Origin of the sequence: Oceanimonas sp. CAM02 (assembly GCF_032842915.1) — a bacterium.
In the GTDB taxonomy this organism is placed as follows: Bacteria; Pseudomonadota; Gammaproteobacteria; order Enterobacterales; family Aeromonadaceae; genus Oceanimonas; species Oceanimonas smirnovii.
In genome coordinates, this window is record NZ_JAWJBK010000005.1 from 60,761 (window position 1) to 69,815 (window position 9,055).

General features: G+C 52.8%; 8 protein-coding genes, 1 tRNA gene and 2 rRNA genes. 1 reads left to right on the forward strand and 10 read right to left on the reverse strand.

Features of this window, described 5'->3' with window-relative positions:
* Positions 1 to 19: 19 nt before the first annotated feature.
* Genes R0I78_RS01790 through ilvG form a run of 3 tightly spaced genes read right to left on the reverse strand, consistent with a single transcriptional unit; the run spans position 20 to position 2,861 of the window.
* Positions 20 to 943 carry a branched-chain amino acid transaminase gene (locus R0I78_RS01790; RefSeq protein WP_317074091.1) on the reverse strand — a complete coding sequence of 308 codons (924 nt, stop codon included), beginning with the start codon at positions 941 to 943 and terminating at the stop codon, positions 20 to 22.
* Positions 944 to 954: 11 nt separating this feature from the next.
* Complete coding sequence (gene ilvM, locus R0I78_RS01795; RefSeq protein ID WP_019934633.1) at positions 955 to 1,215, reverse strand: acetolactate synthase 2 small subunit; 261 nt, start codon at positions 1,213 to 1,215, stop codon at positions 955 to 957.
* The gene (ilvG, locus tag R0I78_RS01800; protein WP_317074092.1) at positions 1,212 to 2,861 is read right to left on the reverse strand and encodes an acetolactate synthase 2 catalytic subunit; all 1,650 of its coding nucleotides are present in this window, start codon (positions 2,859 to 2,861) and stop codon (positions 1,212 to 1,214) included. Before ilvG ends, ilvM begins: the two co-directional genes overlap by 4 nt.
* A 385-nt stretch (positions 2,862 to 3,246) precedes the next feature.
* Here ilvG and R0I78_RS01805 point away from each other — a divergent pair, with 385 nt between their 5' ends.
* Positions 3,247 to 4,758 (forward strand): YifB family Mg chelatase-like AAA ATPase, encoded by a 1,512-nt coding sequence (locus tag R0I78_RS01805; RefSeq protein WP_317074093.1) that lies wholly within the window; start codon positions 3,247 to 3,249, stop codon positions 4,756 to 4,758.
* A gap of 57 nt (positions 4,759 to 4,815) precedes the next feature.
* On the opposite strand, the gene R0I78_RS01810 is transcribed toward R0I78_RS01805, so the two are convergent.
* The 7 genes from R0I78_RS01810 to rrf (R0I78_RS01840) all read right to left on the reverse strand — a co-directional run bounded on the left by R0I78_RS01810 (position 4,816) and on the right by rrf (R0I78_RS01840) (position 8,896).
* Complete coding sequence (locus R0I78_RS01810) at positions 4,816 to 5,418, reverse strand: thiol:disulfide interchange protein DsbA/DsbL (RefSeq protein ID WP_019934630.1); 603 nt, start codon at positions 5,416 to 5,418, stop codon at positions 4,816 to 4,818.
* 41 nt (positions 5,419 to 5,459) lie between these two features.
* On the reverse strand, positions 5,460 to 6,428 hold the full coding sequence (locus tag R0I78_RS01815; protein ID WP_317074094.1) for a serine/threonine protein kinase: 969 nt from the start codon (positions 6,426 to 6,428) through the stop codon (positions 5,460 to 5,462).
* Positions 6,429 to 6,487: 59 nt separating this feature from the next.
* The gene (ccoG, locus tag R0I78_RS01820) at positions 6,488 to 7,906 is read right to left on the reverse strand and encodes a cytochrome c oxidase accessory protein CcoG (protein WP_317074095.1); all 1,419 of its coding nucleotides are present in this window, start codon (positions 7,904 to 7,906) and stop codon (positions 6,488 to 6,490) included.
* A gap of 129 nt (positions 7,907 to 8,035) precedes the next feature.
* Complete coding sequence (gene cueR, locus R0I78_RS01825; protein ID WP_317074096.1) at positions 8,036 to 8,449, reverse strand: Cu(I)-responsive transcriptional regulator; 414 nt, start codon at positions 8,447 to 8,449, stop codon at positions 8,036 to 8,038.
* A gap of 124 nt (positions 8,450 to 8,573) precedes the next feature.
* A 5S ribosomal RNA gene (gene rrf / locus R0I78_RS01830) occupies positions 8,574 to 8,688 on the reverse strand.
* A gap of 7 nt (positions 8,689 to 8,695) precedes the next feature.
* Positions 8,696 to 8,771, reverse strand: a tRNA-Thr gene (locus tag R0I78_RS01835).
* A 10-nt stretch (positions 8,772 to 8,781) separates the two neighbouring features.
* Positions 8,782 to 8,896 (reverse strand): 5S ribosomal RNA (gene rrf / locus R0I78_RS01840).
* Positions 8,897 to 9,055: the final 159 nt, after the last annotated feature.

Sequence of the window (9,055 nt, forward strand, 5' to 3'; positions counted from 1 at the left end):
CCATCTCCATTAATTTGAATTAGTCTTTTACCGGGGTGAGCCAGCCCCATTTGTCCTGGGTAGTGCCGTCAAACAGGCCAAAAAACGCCTGCTGCAGCTCCTTGGTGATGGGGCCGCGTTTGCCTTCTCCCAGAGTGATACCGTCCACGCTGCGTACCGGAGTCACTTCAGCGGCGGTGCCGGTCATGAACATTTCGTCAGCCAGATAGAGGGCTTCACGGGCAATGGCTTCTTCCCGCACTTCATAGCCGGCTTCCCGCGCCAGAGTCATCAGGGTATCACGGGTGATGCCCGGCAGTATGCAGGCGGTGACCGGCGGCGTGTAGAGTACACCGTTTTTGATAAGGAAGAGGTTTTCTCCGGCACCTTCACTGAGGTGGCCGTGTACGTCGAGGGAAATACCTTCGCTGTAGCCGTGGCGCTTGGCTTCACCGGAAATCAGCTGGGACGACAGATAGTTGCCCCCCGCCTTGGCACCGGTGGGCATGGTATTGGGGGCCAGCCGGTTCCATGAGGTCACGCACACGTCCACGCCGTTTTCCAGCCCTTCTTCACCCAGATAGGCACCCCAGGGAATGGCGGCGATGATCACATCACAGGGCACGTCCTTGGGAGCATTCAGCCCCATGCCTACGTTGCCGATAAACACCAGCGGGCGCAGATAGGCGCTGTCGAGATCATTGTCGGCTACCGCTGCCCGGCAGGCATCTATCAGCTCCGCTTTGGTATAAGGGACTTTCATACGATAAATTTTGGCGGAGTCGAACAGCCGCTGCACATGTTCTTCCAGCCGGAAAATCGCCGGCCCTTTTGGCGTGTTGTAAGCGCGAATGCCTTCAAACACTGACGAACCATAGTGCAGAGCATGGGTCATCACATGTACCTGGGCTTGATCCCAGGGCACCATCTTGCCGTTGAACCAGATATAGTTGGCGGTAGACATTATTGTTTTCCTCAGGCCGTTTGTTTCAGCGGTTGCTCCATGCAGAATGCTTCTACACGGGTCACATTCATCAGCTTTTCAAGCTGATTGCTCAGCAGTTGAATAGGACGCTCACTGCTGACAGTGACTCTGATGTTCAGATTCTGACAATCGGCAGAGGTGGACATTTCCATGTCATCCACCCGAAAGCCACGGTGGCGGGTCATGCGCAGTACTCGCTCAAGCACTTCCGGACGAAACTGGGCTTCTATCTGCAAATTATGCTGGTTCATGCTTTTTTCTCCATCATCTGATCGTTGGCAACGCCCGGCGGCACCAGGGGCCAGACGTTCTCTTCCTCTGAAATCCGCACATGTAACAGATAGGCAGTGTCGGCCTGCAGCATGCGCGCGATAGCGGGCTGCACCTGCTCCTTGCGGGTTATGGTTTCGCCCGGAATGCCAAAGGCGGCAGCCATGGCCACAAAATCCGGGTTGTCGGTGAGAATGGTTTCACTGAAGCGGCCGTCAAAGAACAACTCCTGCCACTGGCGCACCATGCCCAGGCGCTGGTTGTCGAGCAGCACCATTTTTACCGGCAGCTGAGCACGCTTGAGGGTGCCCAGCTCCTGCACGTTCATCATGAAGGAGCCGTCGCCGGACACCAGTACCGACTCATGCCCGGGGCGGGCCAGCTTGGCACCGATGGCCGCAGGCAGGCCAAAACCCATGGTGCCCAGGCCGGCACTGCTGAGGTGGTTGCGCGGGCTGGTAAAGCGCATGTGCTGAGCCACCCACATCTGGTGCTGACCCACGTCACAGCTGACCATGGCGGTGTCTTCCAGGGCATCACTCAGTTGCTTGAGCATGAGCGGCGCATAGATAGCCTCACCCGGATGATCGTAACGCCACTGATGCTCGGCCTTGAGTGCCTTGCAGTGTTCGCGCCAGGGATCGATGGCCAGGCGCTCACCGGTAAGCAGCGGCAGTACTTCTTTCAGTTCGGCGTTAATACCCACCTGAGCCTGACGCACCTTGCCGAACTCGGCGGCGTCTTTATCCAGATGAATCACCTTGGCGTTAACCGCAAAGGCATCCAGCTTACCGGTCACTCTGTCATCAAAACGGGCACCGACTACAATCAGCAGATCACTCTGCTGAACAGCCAGATTGGCTGCTTTTGTTCCGTGCATGCCCAGCATGCCCAAAAACTGCTCGTGGTCGGGATTCAGCGTGCCAATTCCCTTTAGGGTGGTTACCGCCGGAATACCGCTTTGCTCGGCAAAAGCACGTAATTCTGCCTCGGCATTTCCCATGCCAACGCCACCACCAACGTAAAGGACCGGCTGGCGTGCTTCGGCCAGCATGGCCCTGGCTTTGGTCAGCGCAGCCTCATCAAGAGCGTTGGGGGCTGTGGTGCAGGGTATGGTGGGACGCGGCTCAACCAGGGCAACTTGTACGTTTTTGGGCACATCAATCAATACCGGACCTGGCCGGCCGGAACGGGCCACTTCAAAGGCTTCGGCGATGATATCGCCCAGATCTTCCACGTTTTCCACCAGATAGGAATGTTTGGTGCAGGACAGTGACATGCCCAGCACATCCACTTCCTGAAAGGCATCAGTACCGATCGCCGCCATGGGCACCTGACCGGTAATGGCTACTACCGGAATGGAGTCAAGCATGGCGTCGGCCAGACCAGTGATCAGGTTGGTGGCGCCGGGACCGGAGGTGGCCATGCACACACCTACCTGACCACTGGCTCTGGCATAGCCCACAGCGCCCAGGGCGGCGGCCTGCTCATGCCGGCACAGCAGATGCTCCACGCCGCCGTCATAGAGGGCATCATAGAGCGGCATGATGGCCCCGCCGGGATAGCCGAAGATCTGGGTTACCCCTTGTTGTTTCAGTGCCTGGACAATGTACTGTGAGCCATTCATGTGATTTTCTGTCCCTGTATTACTGGTTGCTGCCAAAGTTTTTATAAAAAAAAACCCCCGAGCTTGCTCGAGGGTTTGTGTTTTCTGCTGGCCGGTTATCGGCTTTCGTCAGTCCACAGTGCCCCGAGCGGAGATTTAATAATCACCACTAGGACCACAATAATGCTGACAAAACGCACGATGGAATTCATAAAACCAACCTAAAATAATTGCTGCTTGCCGAGGCTCTCGGCGCGTTAGGCCTATAGAACTAGCATAGTGTTCTACACTACACAAGACTTTATTGAATAAGGATCACAAAAAATGCTGATTAAAGCTTCGTCATAACCAGTTTAAAAAACCATACATTAATTCAAAGGCAAAATATAAAACCAAGGAATTTGCCATGTCTCTTGCGGTTGTGTTTGCCCGGGCCAGTTTGGGAGTATCCGCACCACTGGTTACGGTTGAAGCTCATTTGGCCAATGGTTTGCCGGCTTTCAACATAGTGGGCTTACCGGAAACCACGGTAAAGGAAGCCAGAGATCGTGTACGCAGTGCACTGATTAATGCTGGCTTTGAGTTCCCTGCCCGGCGTATTACCGTTAATCTGGCACCAGCAGACCTGCCCAAGGATGGTGGCCGTTTTGATCTGCCTATCGCCATGGCCATTCTCGCGGCCTCGGAGCAAATTCCCGATTCTTCCCTCGATGGTCTGGAATTTCTTGGTGAACTGGCACTGACCGGTGAATTACGTGGTATCAAGGGTGTCTTGCCTGCCGTACTGGCCGCCAGAGACAGTGACAGAAGACTGATCATTCCTGCAGCCAACGGTCCCGAAGCCGCCCTGCTTACTCCATGCCCAGCTTTGCTGGCAGGGCATCTGCTTAACATTACCGCCTGGCTGCAGCAGGAGGGAGAGCTGGTACATCCCGAGCCGGTTATCTGTACCGAACATGCCGGCAATACCTGTTTAAGTGATGTGATCGGCCAGGAAACAGGCAAACGGGCGCTGGAAATTGCTGCCGCCGGTGAGCACAACCTGTTATTTTTGGGGCCACCCGGCACCGGTAAAAGCATGCTTGCCAGCCGGTTATCAGATTTACTGCCCCCCATGACAGAAACCGAGGCGCTGGAAGCCGCCGCTGTTCGCTCCATCAGTGGTCAGCCACTGGATCCTGAACGCTGGCGGCAGCGGCCGTTTCGTCAGCCTCATCATTCTTCTTCAGCTGCAGCCCTGGTAGGCGGAGGCAGTTACCCAAAACCGGGAGAGATCTCTCTGGCCCACCATGGCGTGCTGTTTCTTGATGAGCTGACCGAGTTTGAACGCCGGGTGCTGGATGCGCTGCGCGAGCCATTGGAAACCGGCAATATCAGTATTTCCCGGGCTGCTCACAGTGTCACTTTTCCTGCTCGTTTTCAGTTGATTGGTGCCATGAATCCCAGCCCCTGCGGCCATTATCAGGACGGGCTGAGCCGCAGCTCACCGGAGCAGATTTTGCGCTATCTCGGCAAAATCTCCGGCCCCTTTGTTGATCGCTTTGATCTGTCGGTAGAGATCCCTCTGCTGCCACCCGGAGAGCTGAGCCGGCCCCGGCAAAAGTCAGAACGCTCAGCCAAGGTACGAGCTCGCGTGCTGGCGGCCCGAGAGCGGCAACAGCAAAGAGCGGGCAAACCCAATGCACGCCTGAGTGCCGCTGAACTGGACAAGCTGTGCCCATTAGCGGCCAGTGATGCAGAATTTCTGGAACAGGCACTGCAACACATGAAGCTGTCTATTCGCGCATGGCATAAGCTCATCAGGGTTGCCCGCACCATTGCCGATTTGGCCGGTGATAGCCATATTGGTCGAGAACACCTTATGGAAGCGCTGGGCTATCGTGCCATGGATCGGTTACTGACAAGACTTCGTCAGTAACCTCTGGTACAAAAACGGCCGGTAATAACCGGCCGCCGTTACTGAGTGATGGCAGTATCAGTCAGCGGAGAGCAGATATTCAACAACCCGGTAAAACCTGTCTTCCGAGCCAATCTCACTCATATTCAGCTGGTATTTGCCACGCACAATTAAGGTGGGAGTACCTCGAATATTAAACTGTTCCGTCTGCCGGTCGTATTTAGCAATCATGCCATTCAGGGCAAAGCTGTTAATAACACCGTCAAAATCCTTGGCATCTACGCCATTGGCCACGAATACCTCTTTTACATCATTGATGGAGCCGGGCACTTTTTTCTGGCGATGAATACGATCGAACATCACAGGAGTCAGCTTATCTTCCACCTTAAGCAGCTTGGCAGCTCCATAGGCACGCTGTAATACCGGTCCCAGTTCCTTTCCGAGAAAGCCTACTGGTACTTTATTTATTTCAGCTTCAGGTACCCGCTCTTCCAGTTGCTGCATCAATGGCTGAAAACTATAGCAGTGAGGACAGATATAAGAGAAAAACTCTGTCACTTCCCGCTTACTACTGGCGATTTCACTGACCACTGTGTACTCGACCCCTTCCTTAAATTCGGAAGCAGCCTGGGTCACGGGCACAAAAAACATGGCAATAAAGGCAAAAATCAACTTTTTCATCAGGTAGTCCTGTTTATGTCAGACAGCTTCAAGTTAAGTAATCAGTCCCACAAGGTCAAGGATAATGGCGGGGTCGTGAGACTTTCCGCTTGTTCATTAAGAGCTGTGATTTGCTGCTGCCAGTACTCTTCAGTATTAAACCAGGGAAAGGCTGCCGGAAATGCCGGGTCGCTCCAGCGTAACGCCAGCCAGGCCATATAATTAACCATACGCAACCCCCGTAGCGGCTCTATCAGGGCAAGTTCTGCAGATTTAAATGAACGTACTGTTTCATAACCGGCGAGCAGGGTGTCAAGCTGTAACAATTGCTCTTGTCTGTCCCCACTCAGCATCATCCATAAATCCTGCACTGCCGGGCCACGCCGGCAGTCATCAAAATCCAGCAGCCAAGGGCCGTTATTCCATAGCAAATTGCCGGCATGGCAGTCACCGTGCAGCCCTGTCAGCTCTTTGGGCTGATAATACTCAATAATTCCGCGGCCAAGAGACGTCAGCGCATCAAAGAAGCGATGCTGAAGGCGAGCAGGAATCACCGCATGCCGCTCCAGTATGTTGCAGGCTTTTGATAACTCTGCCTCTGGTGCGATACCAGGCCGCAGGCTTAAGGAATGGCTTTCTCCCACCAAATGCAGGCGAGCCAGCTGCTCTCCCAGGGCTTCCAGCTGATCCAGGCTATCCTGTTCAAAGGCACGGGCCGGTACCGACTTCCATACCGAAAACAAAAGACCACCAAACTCAAACAGGCACACTCCATTCCGTTGCAGCGGCTCTGCCACCTGAACACCTTGCGCTGCAGCGGCAGTAACAAAGTCGAGTTCCTGGTCAATCTGCTCACGGCTCCAGCGTTCAGGCCGATAGAATTTGGCCACCAGAATACCGTCGCTTTCCGACTGAAAACGATAAACCCGATTTTCATAACTGTTCAGTGCCATCAGGCCACGATCCACATAAATGCCTGCGCTCGCCAGCGCTTCATCTATTACATCCGGGGTCAGTTGGTAATAATCCATAATACTCCCATAAAAAAAGCCGCAGACCTGCTGCGGCTTACTCTAGCATGCATAAATCATCAGAACTCGTTAAAGAACTTACTCTCGGTGCGCACAGATGATTTGCTGTCACTTTCATCAGCATTTTTGCGACTCATCACAAAGGTAATGTCTCTCACCGGTGCGTCGAGCAGATAAGGGTCAACAGACAGGCTGACTGGCAGGCTCATCACTTCACCGCCTTCAATACTGACTTCAGTCGGGCCAATCCAGTCAATCTCGTCCATGCCTTCCACGCTAAGCTGATAAGTAGCAGGCTCAAGTGTCTTGTTGAGCAGTTTGAGCGTATAGGTGTTTTCAATCAGCCCTTCCGACGTTTCACGGTAAAGCTGATTTCGGTCACGAATCACTTCCAGCCCCATGGGCATGATGCGGGTAGCCATAAACGCAAAGGCAGAAAGCATGATAAGCATAACAACGCCGTAGCCAATCAGCTTGGGCCTGGCTACATGAGTTTCTTTATGCTTAAGCTTATGCTCTGTGGTGTAGCTGATAAGACCCGGCTCATAGCCCATCCGCTCCATGGTCTGATCACAAGCATCGATACAGGCACCACAGTTGATACATTCATATTGCAGGCCATCACGAATATCGATACCCGACGGACATACCTGCACACACATATCACAATCAATGCAGTCTCCCAGGCCCAGCTCTTTAGGATCCTTCTTGCGTGGACGCGGGCCTCGGCTTTCGCCCCGCTCGGCATCATAGCTGACAATAAAGGTGTCTTTATCAAACATGGCTGACTGAAAACGAGCATACGGGCACATATGAGTACACATAATGGTGCGCATAAAGCCCGCATTACCATAGGTACAAAAAGCAAAGAACAGCACCCAGAATCCTACCCAGAAGCTGGCGGAAAAGGTGAGCAGCCCCCATGCCAGCTCCTGAGCCGGCACAAAGTAGGCAATAAAGGTGAAACCAGTAAGCAGCGATACTGCCAGCCAGCCAGTGTGTTTGGCAGCCTTGCGCCAGATTTTGTTAAAGCTCCAGGGTGCCTTGTCGAGCTGACGACGTTTATTGGCGCTGCCTTCAAACTTTTCTTCAAACCAGATAAAGATAAAAGTCCATACCGTTTGCGGACACAGATAACCGCACCAGACCCGGCCAAGAAAAGTAGTCATAAAGAACAAACCGAAGGCAGCTATCATAAACAGCAACGCCAACAGAGTGAGATCCTGCGGCCATAGCGTAGTTCCAAAAATATGGAATCGCTGCTGCTCTACATCCAGCAATATTGCCTGACTGCCATTCCACTGAATCCAGGGTCCTACCAGGAATACCAGCATCAACAGCCAGCCCATCTGCTTGCGCACACGCTGCCATTTACCGGTTTGTGCCCTGACATAAATATGACCGTCATCAGCTGGTCGGTGAGAACGTTTTTTGGGAGTGACGTCTTTAACGTCAATTCTGCTTTTTTTATCAGTCATTGCTGCTCACATCGTTGCTTCAGTTGTTGTCTGGATCTGCCACAAGATGTAACCCCTTGTTAACATGCAGATAAAATGCTACTTATGGCGCATTTTGCGTCAAAAACGAAGGCTAAAAGGTGACCGGGATCACTTTTCTATTGAACGGACTTCCTTGTATCCATCCAGTGCTTCCATGATAGGGCATTCTGGTTGCTGATCTCCATGACATTGATCAGCCAAACAGCGTAAACCCTGCAGAAGTTGTTGCATCTGAGCAATCCGCTGTTCAAGTTCAGCGATTTTAGCCAAGGTCAGCGCTTTTACCTCTGCGCTGGTTCTGCATTCATTATCATGCAGTATCAACAGTTCCCGGCACTCATCAAGGTTAAAACCGGCTTCCCGGGCATTTTTGATAAAACGAATACGACGCAGCAGGCTGTCGTTATAACTGCGATAACCGTTATCTGTCCGTTCCGGTTCAGGAATAAGACCAATGGATTCATAATAGCGAAGGGTTTTGGCAGTCAGGCCGGTTAACCTGGCGACCTTGCTGATATTCATGGCTGGCTCCGCAGACACTAAACATGTTTCAACCATAACCTTTCCCCTTGGGTAAAGGTCAAGCCAATTATCAGCCATAACGAAAAAAGCCCGATACATCAGTATCGGGCTTTTCGAATAGAGTGTTTGACTGTGACCTACTTTCACATGGCAGCTACCACACTATCATCGGCGCGGTTGCGTTTCACTTCTGAGTTCGGCAAGGGATCAGGTGGTACCACAACGCTATGGCAGTCAAACAAATTTTGGTGCTGATACCCGGATTTGAACTGGGGACCTCACCCTTACCAAGGGTGCGCTCTACCGACTGAGCTATATCAGCAAAATTGGGTGCCTGGCAGTGACCTACTTTCACATGGCAGCTGCCACACTATCATCGGCGCGGTTGCGTTTCACTGCTGAGTTCGGCATGGAATCAGGTGGTTCCACAACGCTATGGCCGCCAGGCATTAAACTTGAATTCGGAAAAAGCTGTTTTGATGAATCTGTTTTGTTCTCGAGACCGCAAGTCTCTCACACTTCTTGGGTGTTGTATGGTTAAGCCGCACGGGTCATTAGTACAGGTTAGCTGCACGCCTCACAGCGCTTCCACACCCTGCCTATCAA

Excerpts from the sequence above, each read along its gene's own strand:
- ilvG (WP_317074092.1), bottom strand. The coding sequence starts at position 2,861 with ATGAATGGCTCACAGTACATTGTCCAGGCACTGAAACAACAAGGGGTA.
- R0I78_RS01815 (WP_317074094.1), bottom strand. The coding sequence starts at position 6,428 with ATGGATTATTACCAACTGACCCCGGATGTAATAGATGAAGCGCTGGCG.
- R0I78_RS01790 (WP_317074091.1), bottom strand. The coding sequence starts at position 943 with ATGTCTACCGCCAACTATATCTGGTTCAACGGCAAGATGGTGCCCTGG.
- R0I78_RS01810 (WP_019934630.1), bottom strand. The coding sequence starts at position 5,418 with ATGAAAAAGTTGATTTTTGCCTTTATTGCCATGTTTTTTGTGCCCGTG.
- R0I78_RS01805 (WP_317074093.1), top strand. The coding sequence starts at position 3,247 with ATGTCTCTTGCGGTTGTGTTTGCCCGGGCCAGTTTGGGAGTATCCGCA.
- ilvM (WP_019934633.1), bottom strand. The coding sequence starts at position 1,215 with ATGAACCAGCATAATTTGCAGATAGAAGCCCAGTTTCGTCCGGAAGTG.
- cueR (WP_317074096.1), bottom strand. The coding sequence starts at position 8,449 with ATGAATATCAGCAAGGTCGCCAGGTTAACCGGCCTGACTGCCAAAACC.
- ccoG (WP_317074095.1), bottom strand. The coding sequence starts at position 7,906 with ATGACTGATAAAAAAAGCAGAATTGACGTTAAAGACGTCACTCCCAAA.